This window comes from Methylobacterium platani (genome assembly GCF_001653715.1).
Classification (GTDB): Bacteria; Pseudomonadota; Alphaproteobacteria; order Rhizobiales; family Beijerinckiaceae; genus Methylobacterium; species Methylobacterium platani.
Genome location: NZ_LWHQ01000023.1, coordinates 93,703 through 116,452, shown reverse-complemented (window position 1 = coordinate 116,452; position 22,750 = coordinate 93,703). Strand labels below are relative to the sequence as shown.

General features: G+C 71.6%; 19 protein-coding genes, 2 tRNA genes and 1 pseudogene. 9 read left to right on the top strand and 13 right to left on the bottom strand.

Going from position 1 to position 22,750, the window contains the following annotated elements; translation table 11 throughout:
- Nucleotides 1-202 (top strand): annotated as a pseudogene (locus A5481_RS34645) (hypothetical protein); the annotation flags it as partial.
- Nucleotides 203-362: 160 nt separating this feature from the next.
- Nucleotides 363-782 carry an RNA polymerase-binding protein DksA gene (gene dksA / locus A5481_RS14075; protein ID WP_048436190.1) on the top strand — a complete coding sequence of 140 codons (420 nt, stop codon included), beginning with the start codon at nucleotides 363-365 and terminating at the stop codon, nucleotides 780-782.
- 222 nt (nucleotides 783-1,004) lie between these two features.
- Here dksA and flgH read toward each other — a convergent pair whose 3' ends face one another.
- Genes flgH through flgF form a run of 4 tightly spaced genes read right to left on the bottom strand, consistent with a single transcriptional unit; the run spans nucleotide 1,005 to nucleotide 4,383 of the window.
- Entirely contained in the window at nucleotides 1,005-1,742 is a 738-nt protein-coding gene (gene flgH / locus A5481_RS14070; protein ID WP_048436191.1) for a flagellar basal body L-ring protein FlgH, read from the bottom strand.
- Between the two features lie 12 nt (nucleotides 1,743-1,754).
- Nucleotides 1,755-2,822 carry a flagellar basal body P-ring formation chaperone FlgA gene (gene flgA, locus A5481_RS14065; RefSeq protein WP_048436192.1) on the bottom strand — a complete coding sequence of 356 codons (1,068 nt, stop codon included), beginning with the start codon at nucleotides 2,820-2,822 and terminating at the stop codon, nucleotides 1,755-1,757.
- Between the two features lie 8 nt (nucleotides 2,823-2,830).
- On the bottom strand, nucleotides 2,831-3,622 hold the full coding sequence (flgG, locus tag A5481_RS14060; RefSeq protein ID WP_048436193.1) for a flagellar basal-body rod protein FlgG: 792 nt from the start codon (nucleotides 3,620-3,622) through the stop codon (nucleotides 2,831-2,833).
- Nucleotides 3,623-3,636: 14 nt separating this feature from the next.
- Nucleotides 3,637-4,383, bottom strand: a complete 747-nt coding sequence (gene flgF, locus A5481_RS14055; RefSeq protein ID WP_048436194.1) for a flagellar basal-body rod protein FlgF — start codon at nucleotides 4,381-4,383, stop codon at nucleotides 3,637-3,639.
- Nucleotides 4,384-4,661: 278 nt separating this feature from the next.
- On the opposite strand from flgF, the gene fliL reads away from it, so the two are divergent.
- The 5 genes from fliL to A5481_RS14030 all read left to right on the top strand — a co-directional run bounded on the left by fliL (nucleotide 4,662) and on the right by A5481_RS14030 (nucleotide 11,657).
- Nucleotides 4,662-5,168, top strand: a complete 507-nt coding sequence (gene fliL / locus A5481_RS14050) for a flagellar basal body-associated protein FliL (protein ID WP_048436195.1) — start codon at nucleotides 4,662-4,664, stop codon at nucleotides 5,166-5,168.
- A gap of 28 nt (nucleotides 5,169-5,196) precedes the next feature.
- Complete coding sequence (gene fliM / locus A5481_RS14045) at nucleotides 5,197-6,411, top strand: flagellar motor switch protein FliM (RefSeq protein ID WP_048436196.1); 1,215 nt, start codon at nucleotides 5,197-5,199, stop codon at nucleotides 6,409-6,411.
- A gap of 39 nt (nucleotides 6,412-6,450) precedes the next feature.
- A complete protein-coding gene (locus A5481_RS35840) occupies nucleotides 6,451-7,137 on the top strand; it encodes a DUF6468 domain-containing protein (RefSeq protein WP_053082535.1) in 687 nt (228 codons plus the stop codon).
- Entirely contained in the window at nucleotides 7,134-8,150 is a 1,017-nt protein-coding gene (locus tag A5481_RS14035) for a MotE family protein (protein ID WP_342447360.1), read from the top strand. Before A5481_RS35840 ends, A5481_RS14035 begins: the two co-directional genes overlap by 4 nt.
- A 72-nt stretch (nucleotides 8,151-8,222) precedes the next feature.
- Complete coding sequence (locus A5481_RS14030; protein ID WP_048436198.1) at nucleotides 8,223-11,657, top strand: hypothetical protein; 3,435 nt, start codon at nucleotides 8,223-8,225, stop codon at nucleotides 11,655-11,657.
- 67 nt (nucleotides 11,658-11,724) lie between these two features.
- Here the strand turns inward: A5481_RS14030 and A5481_RS14025 are convergent, their stop codons facing one another.
- The 9 genes from A5481_RS14025 to A5481_RS13985 form a co-directional block, all read right to left on the bottom strand.
- Nucleotides 11,725-12,843, bottom strand: coding sequence for an aminotransferase class V-fold PLP-dependent enzyme (locus tag A5481_RS14025; RefSeq protein ID WP_048436199.1), 1,119 nt, complete (start codon nucleotides 12,841-12,843; stop codon nucleotides 11,725-11,727).
- 192 nt (nucleotides 12,844-13,035) lie between these two features.
- The gene (locus tag A5481_RS14020; protein ID WP_064503999.1) at nucleotides 13,036-13,236 is read right to left on the bottom strand and encodes a hypothetical protein; all 201 of its coding nucleotides are present in this window, start codon (nucleotides 13,234-13,236) and stop codon (nucleotides 13,036-13,038) included.
- 162 nt (nucleotides 13,237-13,398) lie between these two features.
- Nucleotides 13,399-13,483: transfer RNA gene (locus A5481_RS14015), tRNA-Leu, on the bottom strand.
- 607 nt (nucleotides 13,484-14,090) lie between these two features.
- Nucleotides 14,091-14,175: transfer RNA gene (locus A5481_RS14010), tRNA-Leu, on the bottom strand.
- 97 nt (nucleotides 14,176-14,272) lie between these two features.
- A complete protein-coding gene (gene leuC, locus A5481_RS14005; protein WP_064503998.1) occupies nucleotides 14,273-15,688 on the bottom strand; it encodes a 3-isopropylmalate dehydratase large subunit in 1,416 nt (471 codons plus the stop codon).
- A gap of 438 nt (nucleotides 15,689-16,126) precedes the next feature.
- Entirely contained in the window at nucleotides 16,127-17,023 is an 897-nt protein-coding gene (locus A5481_RS14000) for a carbohydrate ABC transporter permease (protein ID WP_048436340.1), read from the bottom strand.
- Between the two features lie 18 nt (nucleotides 17,024-17,041).
- The gene (locus A5481_RS13995) at nucleotides 17,042-17,986 is read right to left on the bottom strand and encodes a carbohydrate ABC transporter permease (protein WP_048436339.1); all 945 of its coding nucleotides are present in this window, start codon (nucleotides 17,984-17,986) and stop codon (nucleotides 17,042-17,044) included.
- Nucleotides 17,987-18,224: 238 nt separating this feature from the next.
- Complete coding sequence (locus A5481_RS13990) at nucleotides 18,225-19,535, bottom strand: ABC transporter substrate-binding protein (RefSeq protein WP_048436338.1); 1,311 nt, start codon at nucleotides 19,533-19,535, stop codon at nucleotides 18,225-18,227.
- 119 nt (nucleotides 19,536-19,654) lie between these two features.
- The gene (locus A5481_RS13985) at nucleotides 19,655-20,746 is read right to left on the bottom strand and encodes an ABC transporter ATP-binding protein (RefSeq protein WP_048436337.1); all 1,092 of its coding nucleotides are present in this window, start codon (nucleotides 20,744-20,746) and stop codon (nucleotides 19,655-19,657) included.
- A 273-nt stretch (nucleotides 20,747-21,019) separates the two neighbouring features.
- Between A5481_RS13985 and A5481_RS13980 the strand changes: the two genes are divergently transcribed.
- The gene (locus A5481_RS13980) at nucleotides 21,020-21,976 is read left to right on the top strand and encodes a 2-hydroxyacid dehydrogenase (protein ID WP_197514182.1); all 957 of its coding nucleotides are present in this window, start codon (nucleotides 21,020-21,022) and stop codon (nucleotides 21,974-21,976) included.
- 19 nt (nucleotides 21,977-21,995) lie between these two features.
- Entirely contained in the window at nucleotides 21,996-22,748 is a 753-nt protein-coding gene (locus A5481_RS13975) for an AprI/Inh family metalloprotease inhibitor (RefSeq protein ID WP_048436336.1), read from the top strand.
- Nucleotides 22,749-22,750: the final 2 nt, after the last annotated feature.

Genomic DNA, 22,750 nt, shown 5'->3' with positions numbered 1-22,750 from the left:
GGCCTGCCGCGCGGCGCTCGCGGCCGCGGTGGCGCCGCGCGGCCGCGTCGTCGACTGGTCCGGCGACAGGCCCGAGCTGCACGGGCCCGACCTGTTCTTCGACGCCTCGCATTACCGCCACCCCGTCGCGCGACGTCTGGAGGCGGACATCGCGGCGGCGCTCGGAGCCCCGGCGGCTGGTGCAGATGGCCGACGACCGTGACACGTTTGCAGCAGAGCGCTCCCGTCCCCTGGTCCGGTCCTTGCGTGTCGGTCCAGGGACATTGTGATGTCGTGCAGCCTCTATTATAGGGCTGCGCCAAGTGGGCTGCGGCCATGACGACGGCTGCGGTCAGGACAACAGCTGATTTCCGAGGGGCGCGATGGCGAAGATCGTGATCGAGGAGGGCTATGCCCCCAATGACGCCGAGCCCTTCATGAACGAGCGTCAGCGGGAGTATTTTCGCCGCAAGCTCCAGGGTTGGAAACAAGACATTCTGCGCGAGGCCCAGGACACCCTGGTGGCGCTGCAGAGCGAGAACGAGAACCACCCCGACCTGACCGACCGCGCCTCGTCCGAGACCGACCGGGCGATCGAGCTGCGCGCGCGCGACCGCCAGCGCAAGCTGATCGCCAAGATCGACTCGGCCCTCGCCCGGATCGAGGACGGCTCCTACGGCTATTGCGAGGAGACCGGCGAGCCGATCTCCCTCAAGCGCCTGGAGGCCAGACCCATCGCGACGCTGTCGCTGGAGGCGCAGGAGCGCCACGAGCGCCGGGAGCGGGTGTACCGGGACGATTGAGGGCCCGCCGCGGCTTCGGCGGCCTCTCCTTTTCCCGGACAGCCTTGCCGTAGAAGGGGAGGGTCGAAGTACGGCGGATGCGGCGCTTTTTCGTGGCGACACTGGAAACGAGGGCGGCCCCGGCGGGGAGTGCCGGGGCCGCGCCGCATCCGGGGGCTCGAGGGGGAGCGCGCCGCCCGGTGCGGGATCCTGATAGGCCGTTCGTTAGAACGGCACCGTTCGTCAGAACGGCAGCACGACGTCGAGGAATTGCTGGCCGTAGCGCGGCTGCTGCACGTCGGTGATCTGGCCGCGGCCGCCATAGGCGATGCGGGCCTGGGCGATCTTGCTCGAATCGATGGTGTTGTCGGACTCGATGTCCTCCGGCCGCACCACGCCGCCGACGATCAGCTCGCGCACCTCGAAGTTGATGCGGATCTCCTGGCGGCCTTCCAGCACCAGGTTGCCGTTCGGCAGCACCTGCGTGACGATCGCCGCCACGCTGGTGGTCACCGTCTCGGCCCGCTGCACCGAGCCGGCGCCGTCGTTGCTGGTGACGGCATCCGCCGTCAGGAGCTTCGAGGGGTCGGCGCCGCCGAGGAGCTTGGTCTTCGTCTCGAGGCCGAAGGCGTTCGGCAGCCCGAACGACTCGTTGCTGGCGCGCGAGCGCTTGGTCTCGTTGTTGAGGTTGGCCTTGTCGGTGACGTTGATCTTCACCGTCAGGAGGTCGCCGACCTTGGCGGCGCGCTGGTCCTTGAAGAAGGCGCGCGAGCCGGTGCGCCAGAGCGAGTTCGAGGCGTAGGAGACCGGCTGGACGTCGGGCATCGGCAGCCGCACCGGGCGGTAGCCGGGCTGCGCGGTCGGGTCCTCGATCGCCGAGAGCACCGGCGTCGCGCCGATGTTCGAGAGCCGGTCGACGGTGTTGCAGCCGGCGAGCAGCGCGCCCGCGAGGCCGACGACGATGAGGCGGGAGGCGGACATCTCAGGCCCTCCTCACGGCCGGGCCGAGGCGAGCCGGCCGGGGGCGGCCGGGGTCGCGGCGGTCACGGGCACGATCGGCGCCACGGTGACGCGGCCGGGGCCGATCACGGTGGCCTGGATCACCTTCTTGGAGACCGGGTTGATCACCCCGATCACCGCCCCGAGGGGCCCGCCCTCGCGGGCCTGGCCGCGCAGGGCGAGCGCCACGCCGGGGGTCTCGTACACGATGGTCACCGCCTCGCCGCGGGCGACGAGGTCCGGCCGGGTGAGCTCGCCGGAGCGCAACGCCGTGCCGGCGCCGAGCGGCTTCTGCGCCACTTGGCCGACGAAGGCGGCGGCATCCGCCGCGATGTCGGCCGGCAGGCCGTCGCGCGGGCGGCGCTCGACCGCGATGTCGGGGGCCGACAGCGTCTCGCCCCGGTTGATCGAGCGGGTCAGCACCGCGACGTCGGCCATCTCGACCAGCTGGCCGGAGACCCGCAGCGAGGCCTGGCGCTCGCCCACCACCACCAGGGCGGTGACGCGGCGGCTGCGGGGATCGTAGGTCACCTCCTGGGCGGTGACGCTCGCGATCAGGTCCGGCGGCACCGTCAGCACCGGCGGCTCGCCCTCGAAGGCGACCGTGACGAAGCCGGTATCGATCCCCCGGACCTTGGCGAGCGCCGCCTTCAGGGCGCCCTCGATCTCCGGCGCGGCGATGCGGCGGGCCGCGCGCTGCACCGAGATCTGCAGCCGGCCGCCGCTCTCCGGCGCGTCGAGCCCGAGCCCGGCCGTCGCCTCGACGATGCGCCGGACCTGGATCGTGCCGGAGGTGCCCAGCGCCGGCGCCCGGAACAGCGCCTTGTGGGCCAGCGCCGGCGGCGCCCCGGCGACGAGGTCGCCGAGCGTGATGACGTCGCGCTCGGCGGTGATGTCGCCCTTGAGCGCGAGGCGCGGGGCCTCGCCGGCCAGAACCGGCAGGGTGAGGGCGCCGAGCGCCAGGAGCGTGAGGGCGGTGCGCGACAGGATGCCGGGGCCGAGCAGCATGCGGCGCGCCTGCGGGGCGGCAAGGGTGCGGGCGGGACGAGCGGGGCGGATCATCGGGGCGCTCATCCGCGGAACATCTGCGAGGTGGTGGAGAGCATCTGGTCGGCGGCGGTCACGACCTTCGAGTTCATTTCGTAGGCGCGCTGCGCGGCGATCAGCGAGGAGATCTCCGAGACCGCGTTGACGTTGGCCTCCTCGAGGTAGCTCTGCTGCAGGTTGCCGAACCCGTCGGTGCCGGGATTGCCGGTGATCGGCGGGCCCGAGGCCAGGGTCTCGACGAACAGGTTGTCGCCGATCGATTCGAGGCCGACCTTGTTGACGAACCGGGCCATCTGGATCTGGCCGAGGTTCTGCGGCGCGGTCTGGCCGGGGATCGTCGCCTGGACGATGCCCGAGGCGCTGATCGTGACGCTGGTGGCGTTGTTCGGCACCGTGATGTTCGGGTTCATCAGGTAGCCCTCGCGGGTGACGATCTGCCCCTGCGAATCGAGGTCGAACGAGCCGTCGCGGGTGTAGGAGGTGCGCCCGTCCGGCATCGTGACCTGGAAGAAGCCCTCGCCGCGCACGGCGATGTCGTAGGTCTTCTCGGTCGAGGTCAGGGTGCCCTGCGACATCACCCGGGCGGTCGAGGTGGTCTTGACGCCCGAGCCGATGGCGAGGCCCGCCGGCAGCTGGTTGTTCTGGTCCGAGGTCGCGGTGCCGGCCCGGCGCAGGTTCTGGTAGAGCAGGTCCTGGAAATGCGCCTGCTGGCGCTTGTAGCCGGTGGTGCGCAGGTTCGCGATGTTGTTCGAGATGACCTGGACGTTGAGTTCCTGGGCCGCCATGCCGGTGGCGGCGGCGTAGAGCGCGCGCATCGTCTGGGATTCCCTTATGCGTTGCCGACGTCGGCGAGGCGCTGGATCGCCTGGCCGCGCAGGGAATCGAGCCGCGAGACCGTGTCGGAGACGAGCTGGTAGGTGCGGTTCACCTCCAGCATCCGGCTCATCGCGAGCACCGGGCGGACGTTCGAGCGCTCGAGCGCGCCCGGCTCGATCCGCCCCTGCGGGCCGGCTGCCTGCGCCGGCGCGGTCGAGGAATAGAGATTGCCGCCGGCATTCGTCAGGGCTTGCGGGTTGGCGAAGGTGACGAGGCGCAGGCGGCCGCGGGTGCCCTGGTTGGTCGAGACGGTGCCGTCCGGCCCGAGGGCCAGCCCGGTCTCCTGCTGGCCGATCTGAATGGGGCCGCCGTCGCCGAGCACGAGGTTGCCGTCGCTCGTCACGATCTGCCCCTGCGCGTTCAGCTCGAAGGCGCCGTTGCGGGTGTAGCGCTCGCCCTGCGGGGTCTGCACCGCGAAGAAGGCATCGCCGCGGATCGCGGCGTTGAGCGGGTTGCCGGTCGCCTCGATCGGTCCCTGCGACAGGTCGAGCGGCGTGCCCGAATCGATGACGTAGGAGAGCTTGCGGTCGGAGCGCTGGAACGTCTCCGCGCTCGCCTTCGGCATCAGGTATTCCTGGAAGCGCGTCGTGCGCGCCTTGAAGCCCGTCGTGGTGACGTTGGCCATGTTGTTGGCGATGACCTCGAGCTCGCGCCCGAGGGCCATCTGGGACGAGAGCCCGATCAACTGAGCGTTCTGCACCGGCTACTCCCCGACGATGCGTGATGGCGGGCCACCCCGCTCCCCAGCGGCGGACCCGCAACCGTGATCGCAGGGGCCGTGCCAGGCCGTGCCCTCGGGATTTCTCCTGTCATGGCAAACGCTTGGTTAATCGCCGAAGGCGCCGCGCCCGGGCGTTTCGTGCCGACCCGGCAGGTTCGACCGGGCAGAATTTGCCGCCTTAACGGCACGTTAACCGTCTTCGGACACACTTTCCTCACGTCCTGGGGACGGGTCTGGCAGGGTTTGGACGACGGGCGATGGCCAAGAAGCCGAAGAAGGCTCCGGCTCCGGAGGCCGAGGGCGAGGAGGGCGCGGCTCCCGCCGGCGGCTCCCGGAAGAAGCTGATCGTCATCGGCGCGGCCGTCCTCCTGGCGGCGGGCGCCGGCGGCGGCTTCATGGTGATGCGCAGCCGCGCGGCGCATGCCGAGAAGCCGGCCGCCGAGCAGAAGCTGCCGATCGCGTTCATGGACGTGCGCGAGATGACCATGAACCTGATGCCCGAGCCCGGGCAGACCCAGCCGCGCTTCCTGCGCCTGAAGCTCGCCCTCGAGGTCCGCGACGCCAAGGTGGCGGCGGAGATCCAGCCGCTGATGCCGCGGGTCGAGGACACGTTCCAGGTCTTCGTGCGCGAGCTGCGCGTCGGCGACTTCGAGGCGGCGGGCGGCACCTACCGCCTGCGGGAAGAGCTTCTGCGGCGGGTCAACGTGGCGGTCTACCCCGCCAAGGTCGACGCCGTGCTCTTCAAGGACTTCGTCATCCAGTAGACCTTTCCCAGCAGGATTTGGGGCTCCCGTGGCCGGACCTGACGACACCATCGACGAGGACGACTGGGCCGCGGCCCTGATCGAGCAGGGCGGCGGCGGCGACGCCTCGCTCGCCGAGGAATGGGGCGCGGCGCTGGCCGAGCAGGGCACCGCCACCCAGGCGAGCGACATGGCGGCCGAATGGGCCAACATGATCGACGAGGGCGAGGCCGAGAACCTCCCCGAGCTCGCCGGCAACGACCGCATCCTGAACCAGGAAGAGATCGACCAGGTCCTCGGGTTCTCGCTGCGCGAGCTCTCGGCCTCGGGCGCGGGCGGCATCCGGGCCATCGTCGATTCGGGCGTCGTCTCGTACGAACGCCTGCCGATGCTCGAGATCGTCTTCGACCGGATGATCCGGTTGCTGTCGACATCCTTGCGCAACTTCTTCCAGGACAACGTCGAGGTCACCCTCGACAACATCACCTCGGTGCGCTTCGGCGACTACCTGAACGCGATCCCTCTGCCGACGCTGCTCGGCGTGTTCCGGGCCGATGCCTGGGAGAATTCGGGCCTCGTCACGGTCGAGTCGAACCTCGCCTACTCGACCCTCGACCTGCTGCTCGGCGGCAAGCGCGGCGGCACCAGCATCCGCCTCGACGGCCGGCCGTTCACGCCGATCGAGATGCAGCTGGTGCGCCGGATGGTCGAGATCATCCTGGGCGACCTCGAGGCCTCGTTCCAGCCGCTCTCGCCGGTGCGCTTCCTCATCGACCGGATCGAGACCAACCCGCGCTTCGCCACCATCACCCGGCCGGCCAACGCCGCGATCCTGATCGACCTCAAGCTCGACATGGAGGGCCGCGGCGGCCTCCTGCAGATCCTCTTCCCCTACGCCACGATCGAGCCGATCCGCGACCTGCTCCTCCAGAGCTTCATGGGCGAGAAGCTCGGCCGCGACCACATCTGGGAAGGCCACCTCGCCACCGAGATCTTCCAGGCCGACGTCGCCGTCGAGGCGGTCCTTCACGAGATGTCGCTGCCCCTGCGCCGGGTGCTGTCGCTCGAGGTCGGCGACACCATCATGTTCGACGCCAAGCCCGCCGACCTCATCACCCTGCGCTGCGGCGACTGGGCGATGACGCAGGGGCGGATCGGCCGGCTCGACGACAGCATCGCCGTGCAGGTGACGCGCCCCCTGCGGCGCGCCCGCACCACCTTCGCGGCCTTCGAGGCCTCGATGCAGAACCGCAAGGACGGCTAGAGGCGCCATGACTCCCTTCTCCCGCAGCGAGGCCGTATCGTGAGCCTGATCGTCAGCATCCTCGCCGACCTGCTGGTGGCGGTCCTGCTCGTCGCCTGCATTGCCACCTCGGTCAGCCTCGGGCGGCGCATCACCCGCCTGAAGGGCGACGAGACGGCGATGCGCCAGACCATCGGCGACCTGATGATCGCGACCGAATCCGCCGAGCGCGCCATCACGGGCCTGCGCACCACGCTGGCGGAGTGCGACCGCACCCTGGACGAGCGCCTGCGCCTGGCCGAGCGCACCAATGCCGACCTCGCCGCCCAGCTCCAGGCCGGCGACGAGGTGCTGTCGCGCATCGGCCGCATCGTCTCCCAGGCCCGGGCGGCGGCGCCGGCCGAGATGACGGGCTTCGGCCAAGTACCCGCACCTGTACCCGCGCCCGCGCCCGCACCTGCGCCCCACGCCGCGATGGCCCAGGCTCCCGCCCAGCCGGCGGCGGCCGCGCAGGCCTTCGCCCCGCAAAGCTTCGCCCCGCAAGCCTTCGCCCCGCAAGCCTTCGCCCCGCAAGCCTTCGCCCCGCAAGCCGTCCAGCCGACCTCCGCCGCGCCGCAGCCCGCTCCCGTGCCGCCCGCGCCCGAGCCGCGGCCGGTCTCGACCAGCGAGCGCCTCGGCGCCGCCGCCGCCGCCGCCCGCGCGCTGAGCGAGCGGGCCCTGAGCCGCCTGCAGGCCCAGGCCGCATGACCGTCGCGCTGCTCCTGCGCCGCTTCGTCGGGCTTCCGCCGGCCGATTCCCCGGCCGGTGCCGCGTCCGGCCTCGCGGCTCCGGCGGCCGCGGGCGGCGATGCGGCCAAGCCTGCGACGAAGCCCGGGGCCGGCCCCGCGCCCAGGCCGGCGACCACGCCTTCGCCGAAGCCGGCGGCGGCCGGATCCGCCGCCACGCTGCCCGCCCGGGTCCCGCAGGTCCCGGCCTCCGTCGCCGTGCTGGTGCGGCGCCTCCTGACGACGCCGGCCTGGCGCGGGCCGATGATCCGCCTGCGCCTCGTCGACGCCGTGGCGGTGGCGGCCTCGGCGCTGCTGTTCCTGAAGGTGCTCGCCGTCCTCGAGGCCGGGCCGTCCACCGGCGCCCGCTTCGCCGAGCTCCTGGTCCATGCCCGCTCCGGCTACGAGCCCCTCGACCCGACGATCACCGGTTCGGTCTCGCCCAAGGAGACGGCGCCGGCGCCGGCCGCCGTGTCGTCCACCCCTCCGCCGGAGCCGGCGCGGCCGGCCGCCGAGCCGGTCTCGCCCGCCGAGCGGGCGATCCTCGAGAAGCTCGGCGCGCGGCGCGACGCCCTGCAGCAGCGCTCGCGCGACCTCGAGACCCGCGAGCAGCTGATCGAGAACGCCGAGCGCAAGCTCGAGACCCGCATCAACGACCTCAAGAGCCTGGAGCAGAAGGGCGACGACGCGGCGGCCAGGCGCGCCGAGGCCGAGGCCGCGGGGCTGAAGTCCCTGGTGACGATGTACGAGACGATGAAGCCGAAGGAGGCCGCTCGGGTTTTCGACCGGCTGAAGCTCGACGTGCTGGTGCCGGTGGTCGTCGCCATGAACCCGCGCAAGATGGCCGAGGTGCTGGCGGTGATGCAGCCCGACGCGGCCGAGCGGCTGACCGTGGCGCTCGCCCAGCGCGCCCGCGGTGCCGCCGCCCCGAAATCCGCGTCGGCCGCCCCGGGCCTGCCGCCCGGCGAGCTGCCGGCGATCGACGGGACGCGCTGACGCCGCGTCGCTTAAGCCCTCGTTAGCCGTGTGGCGGCATGGTGCCGGCCTAAGGGTTTTCGGGCGGATGCGATGGGTTCGACGGGCAGGAGCCGCCGCGCGGCGGCGCTGATCGCGCTGGCGGCTTTGGCCGCCGGGGCGGGCGCGGCCGAGGCGGCGCAGCTCGTCGCGATCCAGGGCAGCGAGCAGAAGAACTTCGGGCGCATCGCGCTCACCTTCGACCACGGCGTCAAGGTGAGCGCCAGGATCGTCGGCGGCGTGCTGGTGGTGGCCTTCCGCGAGCCGGTGACCGGCCAGCGCGAGCGCCTGGCCAGCGAGATGCCGGCCTACGTGGCGCAGGTCCGCCGCGATCCCGACGGCGCCGGCCTGCGGGTCGCCCTCCAGGCGCCCTACCGGGTCAACGTGCTGGAGGCCGGCGAGCGTGTCTTCATCGACCTGATGCCCGAGGGCTGGACCGGCCTGCCGCCGGGGCTGCCGCCCGAGGTGCTGGCCGACCTGACCCGACGGGCGGAGGAGCTCAACGAGCGCCTGCGCCGCGAGGCCGCGCGGACCGCCCGGCGCCCGGTGCCGCTGCGCCTCGAGGCGGCGCACCTGCCGACCCTGACCCGGCTGTCGTTCCGCCTGCCGCAGGCGACCGAGGTGGGCCTGGAGCGTGCCGGCTCCGAGATCCGCCTGCGCATCCCCGGCACCTACACGGTCGAGGCCGCGGAGGCCCGCGCCGGCCTGACGCCCGCCGCGACGATGCTCGGCGCCGAGGCCGGCCCCGAGGCCGCCCGGGTCACCCTGAAGCTCGCCCCGGGCTACACCGCCGAAGGCTACCGCGAGGACGAGTCTTACGTCCTCGACCTGATGAAGCCAGCTTCCGGCTCGGCGGCCGGCCCGTCGGCGGATGCGAAGCCCGTCGATCCCAAATCCGCCGATCCCAAACCCGGCGAGCCGAAATCGGCCGAGCTTAGATCCGCGACGGCCGAGGCGCCGCCGCCCGCCTCCCCGGCCCCGAGCCCGGCGCCGCCGTCCCAGGCCGCGGCGCCCGCGCCCGCCGGGCCGGTCCAGGCTCGCCTGGTCCGGGCCGGTGCGGCGTGGCGGATCGCGTTTCCGTTCGCGGCCCGCCCACCCGCGGCGCTGTTCGAGCGCGGCGGCATCGCCACGCTGGTGTTCGAGACACCTGGAACGATCGGCCTGCCGTCGTTCCCCGCCGGGGCGCCCGCGAGCCTCGCCGAGGGACCGCGGGCGGAGGGGGCCTTCGCGGTCGTCCGGCTGCGGCTCGAATCCGGCACCATCGCGCAGCTCGCGGCGGGGGAGGGGCAGGGCTGGGACCTCGTCCTCGGCGACGGCAGCGAGCCGGGCGGCGACATCCTGGCGCCGCAGCGCAGCGCCGATTCGTCCGGCAAGCCGGCGGTGTCGGTGCCGCTCGCCCGGCCGGGCGGCACCGTGTGGCTTGAGCGCGACGGCGAGCGCATCGCCGTGGCGACCGCCCACGGCCCGCGCATCGCCGGGGTGCCGAAGCGCGGCCGCTTCGTCGAGTTCGAGGTCCTGCCGAGCCGCCAGGGCGTAGCCGTGCTGGCGGCGGCGGACGATCTCGCGGTCCGGCCCGGCTTCAACGAGGTCACGATCACCCGGCCCGGCGGCCTCTCGGTCTCGCCGGCGGTGGCCGAGGCGCCGGAGGCCGGCGCGCAGGCCGCCTCCGCCCTGATGGTGCAGCCCGACCGCTGGCGCGAGGACCGGCGCGGCGACGTCCGCGCCCGCATCCGCGCCGCCGAGGCGGCGGCCGCCGCGGCCGAGCGCCCGGCCCGCTCCGCCGCCCGCCTCGACCTCGCCCGGGTCCTTCTCGCCAACGGTTTCTCCGCCGAGGCCTCCGGAGTGCTGGCGCTCGCCGCCCGCGAGGACGCGGCGCTGGCGGCGGAGCGGCCGGCGCGGCTGCTCTCGGCGATCGCCGCCCTGCGGCTGGGGCAGGATGCGCGGGCGGCCGGCTTCCTCACCCCCGACGGCAAGCAGGCGCAGGACCCCGAGTTCCGGCTGTGGCGCGGGCTCGTCGACGCGCGCGGCCGGCGCAGCGCCGCGGCGCTCGCCGCCCTCAAGGCCGGGCTGCCGATCATCGAGGCCTATCCGGACGACCTGCAGCTGCCGCTCTACCTCGCGGGCGCGGACGCCGCGCTCGACGCCAAGGATCCGGCCTTCGCCCAGCGGTCGCTCACCGCGGCGAGCGCCCTCGTCGACGGCCCGCTCGCGCGCGACCGCCTGGCCTTCCTCAAGGCGCGCTTCGCCGAGGCGATCGGCCAGGACGGCGAGGCCCGGCGCGCCTACCAGCAGCTCGCCGAGACCGGGGAGGCACCGGTCGCCGCCCAGGCCGGCCTGCGGCTCGTCGATCTCGGGCGGGCCACCGGCACGATGACGCCGGAGGCGGCGATCGACCGCCTCGAACGCCTGACCCTCGGCTGGCACGGCGACACCGAGGCCGAGGCCTTCGCCCGGCTCGGCCGGCTCTATGCCGGCGCCGGGCGCTGGCGCGACGCCTTCGCGACCGCCCGCAAGGCCAACCGGCTCTATCCCGACCACCCGGCGACCCGCGGCCTGCACGACGACACGGTGGCGTTGTTCTCGGCCCTGTTCCTGTCGGACCGGGGCGCCAGCCTCGGGCGGATCGAGGCCCTGGCGCTGTTCTACGACTTCAAGGAATTCACCCCGATCGGCCGGCGCGGCGACGAGATCGTGCGGCGGCTGGCCGACCGCCTCGTCGCCCTCGATCTGCTCGACGCCGCAGGCGACCTGCTGCAGCATCAGGTCGACAACCGCCTCACCGGCGCGGCGCGGGCGAGCGTCGCGGCGCGGCTCGCCACCGTCCGGCTGATGGAGGGCGAGCCGCTCAAGGCCCTCAAGGTCCTGCAGAACACCCGCTTGCCCGAGCTGCCGGCGCAGATCCGCGACGCGCGCCTGCTGCTCGAGGCCCGCGCCCTCTCCGACTTGTCGCGCACCGACCTCGCCCTCGAGCTCCTCGACGGCAATGCCGGCCCGGAGGCGGCGCACCTGCGCGGCGACATCCTGTGGGGCGCCCGGCGCTGGCGCGAGGCCGGAGAGGCGCACGAGGCGCTGCTCGGCCCGCGCTGGCGCGATCCCGCCCCGCTCTCGGACGCCGAGCGCGCCGACGTGATGCGGGCGGCGATCGCCTTCGCGCTCGCAGAGGATGCCTTGAGCCTCGACCGGCTGCGCACGAAATACACCCAGAAGATGGCCGACAGCCCCGACGCCCGCACCTTCGGCCTCGTCGCGGCTCCCGACGCCTCTGGCACCGCCGCCTTCCGCAGCATCGTGCGCCAGGCGACCAGCGCCGAGACCCTGACCCAGTTCCTGCGCGCCTACCGCGCCCGCTACCCCGAGAGCGCCGCCCCCGAGCGACCGAAGTCGGGCCCGGACGGCGCTCCGGCCCAGGGAGGTCCGGCAGCGGGCAGCCCAGCGCCGGGAGGCCCGGCGCCCGAGGCCCGCGGCAGCGGCGGCCCGGCGCCGGGCTGAGCCCACGTCCCCTGGCGGTCATTCGACGTCGGGGTGCCCCGCGTCTCCAGGCTGCCCGGGCCGGCCGCTACAGAGCGCGGCGCAAGGCCGCCACGCAGCGGTCGACGTCGCCCTCGTCGGTCCAGACATGCGGGCTGAGGCGCAGCGCCCCGGATCGTTCGCTCGCGTAGACCCCCGCCTGCCGCAGCCGTTCCGTCAGGCCGGGGGGCAGGCCGCGCGGCGCGCGCAGCCCGAGGACGTGCGGCACGCGCAGGTGCGTCGGCGCCGCGGCGAGGCCGAGCCCGTCGATGCCCTCCGCCAATCGATCGGTGAGGCGGCGCAGCCGGGCCGCCACCGCCGGCTCCTCCCAGGCCAGGATCAGTTCCAGTCCGGTCGCCGCCATCGGCAACAGGACCGGGTCGTTCAACTCGCCCCGGTCGTAGCGCCTGGCGCCGGTCGCGGGCGGACGGTTGCCGAGGTTCTCCTCGATCGGCGTGCCGTCCTGCCGGTGCGGGGCGGCATACAGGAAGGCGAGCCCGTAGGGACCGAGCGTCCACTTGTAGGTCGGGAAGGCCAGGAAGTCGGGGCGCCAGCGGCCCACATCCACCGGCACGGCCCCTGCCGCCTGGGTCGCGTCGATCACCAGCGCGGCCCCGGCGGCGTGGACGGCCGGCGCGATCCGGTCGAGGTCGATCAGGCCGCCATCGGTCCAGTGCGCCGGGGTCAGGGTCGCGAGCGCGAGGGGCGGTGCCCCGGGGCGCCCGATGGCCGCCAGCAGGGCCGCCGTCCAGTCGCCGTCCCCGGGGCGCGGGACCTCCTCGACGACCAGGCCTCGCACGGCGGCGAGCCGGTCGAAGGCGTAAGCCAGCGACGGGAACTCGTCCGCGACGCGCAGCACGCGCCCGCCCGGCGTCACGGTCAGGTTCGCCGCCACGGTGGCCATCGCGTGGCTCACGGACCCCACGATCGCGACGTCGTCCGTGGCCGCGCCGATGAGCCGGGCCGCCGCCGCCCGCGCCCGCTCGGCCTGCGCCGGCACCGCCTCGCGCGGATGGGCCCATGGCCGGCTCTTCACCAGCAGGCCCGCCTCCCCGGCCTCGCGGACCGTCCGGGGCAGCGGCGACCACGCCGCCGCATCGAGGTAGGCGACGTCGTCAGGGACCTCGAACAGGTGCCGCTGGCAGGGCAGGGGGGCGAGGGCGTTCATGCAGGGGCACCTCTGCGGCCGTTCGCCCGGACACGCAGGCGGTCTGCGCGAGGGGCCGCCGAACGGCGTGGGAGGACGGGAGCTACCACGGCCCGGCCCGGAGCAGGAGGGCGGGCGCCCCCGCCGGCCCCGGACCCGCCTCCGGCGCGGCCAGGCCGTCGACGGTCCGGCCGGCCGCGCGATCCCGCGGGGTCAGACCTCGCCTTCGCCCGCCGGGGCGGAGCGGCGGCGCGGCTCCTCGCCGGTCGTGCTGGTGCCGGGATCGAGGGCGTCGGCTTTGCGGGCGGCGTCGTGGTCGTCCGGCGTCACCCCGGCCCGCGCGGCGGCCTTGTCCTCGTCGCGGCGGGTCAGGTGGGGGCGGGCGGTGAGCAGGTCTTCGCGGTCGTCGGGCATGGTCGGTCCTCCGGTCGGCGCAAGCCAACGCGGGACGGCCCGGAGCGGTTCGACGCCCTGCGGCACCTCGATTGCCGCTACGATATCGTCGATGTGCTGAAGAGGATCTCGACCCGGCGATCAGATCAGCTCGGGAACGGCATCAACACCATCGAAGGGTGTTGGTGCCCAGGAGAGGACTCGAACCTCCACGGCTTGCACCACTGGTACCTGAAACCAGCGCGTCTACCAATTCCGCCACCTGGGCCCGAGAGCGTCGCCTTGGCGGCGCCCCGGTGTCAGTCGTTTAGAGCGTGGCGGCGGCGGCGTCAACGGGATTGCGCGGGGGCGTGAGGAATGCGCGGCGGGGTGGGGAGGCCGGGCCGAAGCGGTCGCGCGCACCGGCCGTCACTCCCGGCATCCCGCGCACGGCCTCATCCGGAAGTACTGCCGCGTGCGGCAGACTCCACCGGTGAGGTGGAGGGCAGGATGCAGCGCCGACCTTCAGTTTCCGGCAGGCTGAGCCGCTCAAGCAGGTTCTCATGGCCTCGGCATCCGGCGCATCGGCGCCGACAGGGAAACCTTGCGGGCCGAGAGAGCGCCTCCGAACGGGTCCGTTCGAAGGCGCGGCGGTATCAGGATGCGGGCGCGGGCAGGGATGGAGATGGGCACCAGCGGCGCCGGCCCTCGCCGATCGAGATGCTCGACGCCGATCCCGGGATCGTGGGACGTCCAGGCTTCCTGTCGGGGGGCCGGGCGCGAGCTCATCGATGCCGGCATCGCCGTGCATCGAACGCTCAGGCTTCCCGATGGTGATGAACAGTCGAGTTCAGGATTTCCGCATTGCGGGAGGCCTCAACACCATCGAAAGGTGTTGGTGCCCAGGAGAGGACTCGAACCTCCACGGCTTGCACCACTGGTACCTGAAACCAGCGCGTCTACCAATTCCGCCACCTGGGCCCGAAGCGCTGCTGGGCAGCGCCGCGGTGACGTTCGTTTAGTCGGCGGCGGAGCCGGCGTCAACGCCGAACTCCGCCGCTTCGTCCGGCGCGAGGCCTCACATGCCCGCAGGCCAGTCGCGAATGTCGACGAAGTGGCCCGCGATGGCCGCGGCCGCGGCCATCGCCGGAGAGACGAGGTGCGTGCGGCCCTTGTGGCCCTGGCGGCCCTCGAAGTTGCGGTTCGAGGTCGAGGCGCAGCGCTCGTGCGGCTTCAGGCGGTCGGCGTTCATGCCGAGGCACATCGAGCAGCCCGGCTCGCGCCAGTCGAAGCCGGCCTCGATCAGGATCCGGGCGAGGCCCTCCTCCTCCGCCTGCTGCTTCACCAGCCCCGAGCCCGGCACCACCATGCCCGCCACGTTCGGGTGGATCTTGCGCCCCTCGACCATGCGGGCGACGATGCGCAGGTCCTCGATCCGGCCGTTGGTGCAGGAGCCGATGAACACCTTGTCGAGGGCGATGTCGGTGATCCGGGTACCCGGGGTCAGGCCCATGTAGGACAGGGCCTTCTCCTTGGACGAGCGCAGGTTCTCGTCCTCGATGGCGGCCGGATCCGGCACCCGGCCCTGGACCGAGACGACGTCCTCGGGGGAGGTGCCCCAGGTCACGATCGGCGGGAGGTTGGCGGCGTCGAGCCGGATCTCGCGGTCGAAATGCGCGCCCTCGTCCGAGACGAGGTCGCGCCAGTAGGCGACCGCGCGCTCGAAGGCCTCGCCCTTCGGCGCCTTCGGCCGGTCCTTGATGTAGGCGAAGGTGGTCTCGTCCGGGGCGACCATGCCGGCGCGGGCGCCGCCCTCGATCGACATGTTGCAGATCGTCATCCGCCCCTCCATCGAGAGGCCGCGGATCGCCTCGCCGGCATATTCCAGCACGTGGCCGGTGCCGCCGGCGGTGCCGATCTCGCCGATGATCGCCAGGATGATGTCCTTGGCGCCGACGCCGGCGGGCAGGCGCCCGTCGACGACGGCGCGCATGTTCTTCGCCTTCTTCTGGATCAGCGTCTGGGTGGCGAGCACGTGCTCGACCTCGGACGTGCCGATGCCGTGGGCGAGGGCCCCGAAGGCGCCGTGGGTCGAGGTGTGGGAATCGCCGCAGACGATCGTCTGGCCCGGCAGGGTGAAGCCCTGCTCTGGCCCGATGATGTGGACGATGCCCTGGCGCTTATCCAGGGCGTCGTAGTACTCGATGCCGAACTCGCGGACGTTGTCGGCCAGCGTGTCGATCTGCGTGCGGCTCTCGGGATCCTCGATGCCGAAGCTGCGGTCCGAGGTCTGGACGTTGTGGTCGACGACCGCCAGCGTCTTCTCCGGGTGGCGCACCCGGCGCCCGGCGAGACGAAGCCCCTCGAAGGCCTGGGGAGAGGTCACCTCGTGGACGAGGTGACGGTCGATGTAGAGGAGGCAGGTGCCGTCCGGCTGACGATCGACGACGTGGTCGTCCCAGATCTTGTCGTAGAGGGTGCGAGGGGCAGTCATCGGGGTTTTTGCCTTGTCACGAAGACCTGACGGTAGGGCCGGACGCATGGCGTGCGCGCCCGGCGGACCCGTCATGTAACCGTCCCGTCCGCCGACGGGTAGACCCCAATGCGCCGCAAGGGGATGCAGGGATCGCAAGGCGTGCCGGAACAGAGTGGGCGGCGTTCGGGAATCGCGGCTGTCTGGGTGCAGGCGCCGTGAATCGCCTTCAGCCTGCTCTTTGTCTCGACAATTTAGTCGCGGGATCCCCTCTCCCGTGTGGGAGAGGGATAGGGGTGAGGGTGACACGCTTCAGTTTAAAGCTGAGACCGTCGTGTGCGCAGCTCGACGCTCAGTGTTTCACACGGAAGCGTGTCACCCTCACCCCCGGCTCCTCTCCCACACGGGAGAGGGGAGGCGCGCTTTACTTTCATTCGCGCGGATCAAGCCGAAACTATATCATTCCTTCACCGCCCCGGTCATCGCCGAGACGTAGTGCTCGACGAAGAACGAGTACAGGATCACCAGCGGCAGCGAGCCGACCAGGGCGCCTGCCATCAGCGAGCCCCAGCGATAGATGTCGCCGTCGACGAACTCGCTCACCACCGCCACCGGCACGGTCTTGTTCTGGGTCGAAGACAGGAAGGTGAGGGCGTAGATGAACTCGTTCCAGCACAGGGTCAGCGAGAAGATGCCGGCCGAGATCAGCCCCGGCACCGCCAGCGGCAGGATGATCTTGACGAGGATCTGCCAGCGGCTCGCCCCGTCGATGAGCGCGCATTCCTCCAGCTCGTAGGGAATGGTCTTGAAGTACCCCATCAGGAGCCAGGTCGAGAACGGGATCAGGATGGTGGGGTAGACCAGCACCAGGGCGAAGGGCGAATCGTAGAGCCCGTAGGCCTGGATGATGGTGGCGAGCGGGATGAACAGGATCGAGGGCGGCACCAGGTAGGCGAGGAAGATCGCCGCGCCGACCGCGACCGCGCCCCGGTAGCGGATCCGCACGATCGCGTAGGCCGCCAGCACGCTGGCGAACAGCGACAGCACGGTGGCGGCCACCGAGATCATCATCGTGTTCCAGAGCCACAGCGGATAGTTGGTCTGGAACAACAGCTTCGCGATGTGCTTGAGCGTCGGCGACACCACCCAGAACGGGTTGTAGGTCTCCATGTCGATGAGCTGCTCGTCCGGTTTGATGGCAGTCAGCGCCATCCAGTAGAACGGGAAGAGCAGCACCACCAGGATGACGAAGAGCGGCAGGTAGACCGTGACGACGCGCCTCGGCAGCGTGTCGAGATAGGCCATGCCTTCGCTGTTGTCGGGAGTGGTGTCGGCGGTCGTGGTCGTGGCGGCCATGGGTCTTCGATCCTTCTCTCAGCCGGTCTGCCACTTGCGGTTCTGGAGGCCGAACCACGAGATCCCGATGGCGAAGATCAGGAACGGCACCATCGCGGTGGCGATGGCCGCGCCCTCGCCGAGATTCCCCGACAGGATGCCGCGCTGGTAGGACAGGGTCGCCATCAGGTGGGTCGTGTTCACCGGGCCGCCGCGGGTCATCGCCCAGATCAGCTGGAAGTCGGTGAAGGTGAACAGCACCGAGAAGGTCATCACCACGGCGATGATCGGGGTGAGGAGCGGCAGGGTGATGTGGCGGAAGTTCTGCCACGGCGTCGCGCCGTCGATCGTCGCCGCCTCGTAGAGCGAGGGCGACACGGTCTGGAGGCCGGCGAGCAGCGTGATGGCGATGAACGGCACGCCGCGCCAGATGTTGGCGAAGGTCACGCAGATCCGCGCCATCGTCGGATCGCCGAGGAAGTCGATGTTGTGGTCGAGCAGGCCGAGATGGCGCAGCGACCACGAGATGATCGAGAACTGGCTGTCGAAGATCCACCAGAACGCCAGCGCCGACAGCACGGTCGGGACGACGAACGGGATCAGCACGATCGAGCGGATCAGCGCCTTGAACGGCAGCCGCTTGTTGAGGAGCAGCGCCAGGTAGAGGCCGATGCCGAACTTCGCCACCGAGGCGAAGCCGGTATAGACCAGCGTGTTGAACACCGAGAGCCAGAAGACGTTGTCGTCCCACAGCCACTCGTAGTTCTCGATCCCGACGAAGCTGCCGCCGCGCCCGATCCGGGTGTCGGTGAGCGAGAGCCAGACGCCCTTGGCGAGCGGGTAGGCGAGGAACAGCAGCAGGATCGCGGCTGCCGGCAGCATGAACCAGAACCCCAGCCAGCCGCGGCTCGTCCGCAATCGGCTCCAGGCCGAGCCGGTCGTGGGCGCCGCCGCGGCGGGGCGGGCGAGGGCGATGTCGGCCACGGGGAGCCTCCTCCGGGTGTATTTCTTGGATTCGGGGCTGCCCCTCTCGGGAGGCGCACTCTCCCCTCTCCCGTGTGGGAGAGGGGGCGGGGGTGAGGGTGCTACGGTTCCGCGTGAAGCTCGGAACGTTCCGCCGTCGGCACCAAGGTTTGCGCCTCTCGCGGAAGCGCCACACCCTCACCCCTGGCCCCTCTCCCACACGGGAGAGGGGGACGTGCTCAATCCGTAGACAGAGGCGCTAGGCCGACCGGAAGATCCGCTGCGCCTGGCGCTCGGCCGTCCTGATCGAGGTCTTCAGGTCCTCGCGGCCGGTGCAGTAGGAGGCGAACATGTCGACGACGACGAAGTCGGCGAGCACGGCGGCCACCTTCTCGCTCACCGGGGCGAGCCCGCCGGCGGCCAGCGTCCGGCTCGAGGCCTCGCCGAACACCTTGTTCTTCGGGTCGGCGGTCCAGATCGGGTTGTTGGCGTAGGCCTGGAGCGGGTGGCAGAGGTAACCCTGCGACGCCTCGAGCCAGGAATTGTAGTTCTGGGCTTCCAGCGCGAAGGCCATGAAGGCCTTACAGGCGTTCGGCGCCTTGGTGTAGGTGTAGGCCAGGATCGGGAAGGCGAGCTGGAACTCGGTCGGCTTGCCGGACTTGCCCACCGGCCACAGGCCGTGGTCCATGTCGGCCGCGATGTCCTTCTTCTCGTTCTTGGCCGCGGCGTAGACCGAGATGCCGTTGCCGGTGAGGTAGAGGTCGCCGGCCAGGAACGCCTTGTTGTTCGACGAATCGTTCCACGACGCCGTGCCGGGCACGAAGGTGTCGTAGAGTGCCTTGACGTATTCGAGCGCCTTGGCGGTCTCCGGCGAGTTGATGATGATCTTCTCGTTGGCGTCGACCAGGTAGGCGTCGTGCGACCACAGCGCCCAGTGGATCCACGAATTGGCGTCGCCGGTGGCGTGGCCCAGCGCGAAGCCGGCCGGCGTGTTGTTCTTCTTCATCGCCCGGCACAGTTCCAGGAAGCCGGCATGATCCTCCGGGAACTTCTGGAATCCGGCCTTGTTCATGGCCGAGATGCGATAGTTGATGTACCCGCCGTTGAACGCCATCGGGATGGCGATCCATTTTCCCTTGACCTTGCCGTAGGCCTCGGCGGCGGGCAGCCAGCCGCCGTACTTCTTGCCGAGGTAGTCGGCGACGTCGCCGACCTCCATGCACTTCGACGGGAACAGGGCCGGGAACGAGTAGAGGCCCCAGACCATGTCCGGGCCCTGGCCGGTATTGGCCGCGACCGATGCCTTGGGCTGGATGTCGTCGAAGGATTCGCTCGTCACCGTGACCGGCACGCCGGTCGCCTTGGTGAAGGCGTCGACGAGGCGCATGAAGGCCTCGTCCTCGGACGGGATGAAGCGCTTCCAGCGCAGCAGCTTGAGCGAGGCGCCGGCTTCCGGCTTCCACTGGTTCTCCTGCGCCCAGGCGCGGGCGAAGCCCTCGAGGCCCGCGGCGGAGGCGAGGCCGAGCGCGGCGCCCCCCTTGAGGATCTGGCGACGATCGAAAGCTGACATCGTGGCGTCTCTCCCAGGGTGATGGATCGTGATTTGTTATCGTTGGGGCCGGCCGGCGGCGGGATGGCGTCCCGCCGCCGGCCGGAAGTCTGGCCGCGAGGCTTTGCTCTCGTGTTCGCTCAGTTCAGCCGGCGGCCGTTCTCGGCGTCGAACAGGTGGACGAGGGCGGGATCGGCCGTGATGCTGATCCGCTCGCCCGGGCCGGCGCCGATGCGGTCGCGGAACACGCAGGCGATGTCGCGGGCGACCTCGTTGGCGATGTCCTTCGCGCCGCCGCCCGGCGGGCGCACCAGCACCATGGTCTCGGAGCCGGTCGGCTCGACCACCGCGACCTCCACCGGCACGCCGCCCTCGGCCAGCCGCACGTGCTCGGGCCGCAGGCCGTAGACTGCCGGCATCCCGTCGGCGGGCCGCGCGCCGCGGGTCGGCAGCGGCAGGGTCAGGCCGCTGTCGGTGCGGAACGTCCCGCCCGCCACCTTGCCCTTGAGGAAGTTCATCGACGGCGAGCCGATGAAGCCGGCGACGAAGATGTTGTCGGGCCGGTCGTAGAGCTCGAGCGGCGCGCCGACCTGCTCGACCACGCCGTCATGCATCACCACGATCTTGTCGGCCATGGTCATGGCCTCGATCTGGTCGTGGGTGACGTAGACCGTGGTGGTGCGAAGGCGCTGGTGCAACTCCTTGATCTCGGCCCGCATCGCCACGCGCAGCTTGGCGTCGAGGTTGGAGAGCGGCTCGTCGAAGAGGAACACCTGCGGGTCGCGCACGATCGCCCGGCCCATCGCGACGCGCTGGCGCTGGCCGCCCGAGAGCTGGCGCGGGTAGCGGTCGAGGAGCTTTTCCAGGCCGAGGATCCCCGCGGCGCGGCCGACCCGGCTCTCGATCTCCTCCTTGGCGGCCTTCCGCAGTTTCAACGAGAAGGCCATGTTGTCCTTCACCGTCATGTGCGGGTAGAGCGCGTAGTTCTGGAACACCATGGCGATGTCGCGCTCCTTGGGCGGCACCGCGTTGACGACGCGCGACCCGATCCGGATCTCGCCCGCCGTGATGTTCTCGAGCCCGGCGATCATGCGCAGCAGGGTCGATTTCCCGCAGCCCGACGGGCCGACCAGGATGACGAACTCCCCGTCCTGAATGTCGATCGAGACGCCGTGCAGGATCGGGGTGGCCCCGAACGACTTGCGCACGTTCCTGATTTCCAGCCCGGCCATCGGCTCCTCGTGGTCGTGTCTATGAGAATAGGGTCGCGCGCGGCGCGCGGACCGAAACGGCAGCGCTGCCACAGGCAGACGACGAACACACGACAGCTAGGCCCTGAAGGGGGCGTCTGGCGCTCATTGGGTGTTTCCTCGACCCGTCGAACGGGGCGGCCTGTCTTGCCGCCTCTCGTGTTGGCGGCCATCATCGGGCGCGCGGGGCGCAAGATCAAGCGCCCTCGCCATGCGCCCATCGTCGGATGCGCGAGAAACGACCGGGAGACAGGCTTGAAGTCCACAGATGTGCTGATCATGCGGCCGATGTCGCCGCTCGTGACCGAGAGCCTGGAGCGGCATTTCACCGTCCACCGCGGCGACAAGGTCGAAGACAAGGAGCGCTTCCTCGACGAGGTCGGGCCGAAGATCCGCGGGATGGCGGTGAGCCATGTCCACGTGAACGACGCGCTGCTCGACCGGCTGCCGAAGCTCGAGATCGTCGCCAATTTCGGCGTCGGCTACGACACGATCGACGCGGCGGCGTGCGGCCGGCGCGGCGTCATCGTGACCAATACTCCGGACGTGCTGACCGACGAGGTCGCGGACCTGGCCGTCGGCCTGCTGCTCGCCACCGTGCGGCAGATCCCGCAGGTCGACCGCTACCTGCGCCAGGGCAAGTGGCTGGAGAAACCCTATCCGCTCACCGGCACCCTGCGCGGGCGCAAGGTCGGCATCCTCGGCCTCGGGCGCATCGGCCGGGCGATCGCCCACCGCCTCGTCGCCTTCGGCCTGCCGATCGCCTATCACGGCCGGACGAAGCAGGCGGACGTTCCCTACGAGTACTTCCCGTCCTTGCTGGAGATGGCGAAGGCCTGCGACGTGCTGATGGTGGTGGCGCCGGGCGGCCCCGAGACGAAGAACATCGTCGGCCGCGAGGTGCTGGAGGCGCTGGGCCCGCAGGGCGTGCTCGTCAACGTCGCCCGCGGCACGTTGGTCGATGAGGATGCGCTGGCCGCGGCCTTGGCCGACGGCACGATCCAGAGCGCCGGCCTCGACGTCTTCGCCGAGGAGCCGAAGGTGCCCGACGCCCTGATCGCCCAGGAGCATGCGGTTCTGCTGCCACATGTCGGCTCGGCGTCGGTCCACACGCGCAACGCGATGGGCCAACTCGTCGTTGATAACCTGACCTCCTGGTTCCAGGGCAACGGTCCGGTGACCCCCGTGGCCGAGACACCCTGGAAGGCTTAGACACCCGAGAGCCACGTCCATGCGCCTGCGCCGCCTCCTTCCCGCCCTCGGTCTGCTTGCCTGGACGGGATGCGCGGCGGCGCAGGAGGCGGCCCCGCCCCGCGACGCGGCGGGGCCGTGGGAACTCGCCCTCGACGGCAGCTTCCGCCGCTGCGGCCTGATGCTGTCGGCGGAGGCCGGCCCGGTCGGCCAGGCCCTGCGCTTCCCCGCCGGCTGCCGCCGCGCGCTTCCCGTGGTCAACGGCCTCGCCGGCTGGCGCCAGGACGGCGAGCTGATCCAGCTCCTCGACCGGGAGGGCCAGCCGGTGCTGGCCTTCGCGGGCGTCGAGGGCGAGGGGCCGCGCAACGCGGAGTCGCTCGGCGGCGAGCGCTACAGCCTGGCCCAGGGCGGCGTCCGGCCCCCGGCTCCCGAAGCGCCGCTGGTGACGCACGCCGCCCTCTCGACGCTGCCGACCCCGCGCGAGGCCTTGCGCGACGGCCCCGCGATCGCGCCCGCCACCGCCGCGTCCGTCACCGGGCTCTACGCCCTCGACCGCTTCGTCGAGAAGGACGTCTGCCGGGTGATGCTGCGGGCCGAGAGCGCCCAGGTGCAGGAGAACTGCCGCGATCCCGGCCTCGCCCTGTTCGATCCCACCGCCTGGCACTACGAGGCCGGGCGCCTCGTCCTCGTCGCCCGGCGCGGCCACAGCGTCGAGCTGATCCCGGTGGGGGAGGGGCGCTGGCGCCGCGACCCCGAGATCGGCACGACCTTCGTGCTGCGGCGGGTGGAGTAGTC